General features: G+C 33.5%; 1 pseudogene. It reads right to left on the reverse strand.

The annotated features are described in order from the left end of the window. Window positions 1–818: pseudogene (locus tag ABMA45_RS02160) on the reverse strand (glycoside hydrolase family 65 protein); the annotation flags it as partial.

Below are 818 nucleotides of genomic sequence, written 5' to 3' on the forward strand. Positions count from 1 at the left end.
CTTGCTAAGATTCCAAAAATACATGTTGATAAAGATGAATGATGAAGTGTTACTGTCTGATAAAAATCATAATTTCTCTTTAATTCTTCATTTGTAAAATAATTGCTATGAAGTAACATTCCTAAAATTGCATCAGCCTGTTTTGCCATCTTCTGTCTGTAAACAAACAATGGATGATAATTTTCATAAAGCAAGTGTCTCTTTTCTTCAGGAATCTTTGACTCATCCCAAGGTTTTCTCATTAAAAATCCATCATCCTGAGGATAAATCTGCATTTTTTCATCATATGGAAAATACATATTTTCAATGATTCTATCCCAGTAATCAATTTCTTCTTCCTTGAAATCAATCTTTTTAACTAATGCATCATAAGCGTCTTTATCAATTTCTTTCATTTTTTCAAGTGCCCATTTAGCATCTCTTATATTTTCCCTTGCCATAAGGTTTGTATAGAAATTGTTATCAACTATAGCATTATATTCATCTGGTCCTGTTACTGCACAAATGCAATACTTGTTATCCTTACATTCTGCAAAGCATCCTACATCAGCCCAGACTCTTGCTGTTTCTACAAGAACTTCTGCTGCTTCATCTACTAAGAACTTATCATCTCCTGTAATATCAAGATAAAGTTTAAAAGCGTAAGCTATGTCTGCATTAACATGATACTGTGCCGTTCCAAGTGGGAAGTAAGTAGAAGCTTCTTCTCCATTTATTGTTCTCCATGGATATAACGCACCTTTTTCATGTCCAAGTATTTTGGCACGGTCTCTTGCCTGATTCAATGTGTCATATCTGTAATTGAGCAGCTGTTTTGC

It is taken from the genome of Eubacterium sp. CAG:156, assembly GCF_000434315.1.
Classification (GTDB): domain Bacteria; phylum Bacillota; class Clostridia; order Lachnospirales; family Lachnospiraceae; genus Eubacterium_U; species Eubacterium_U album.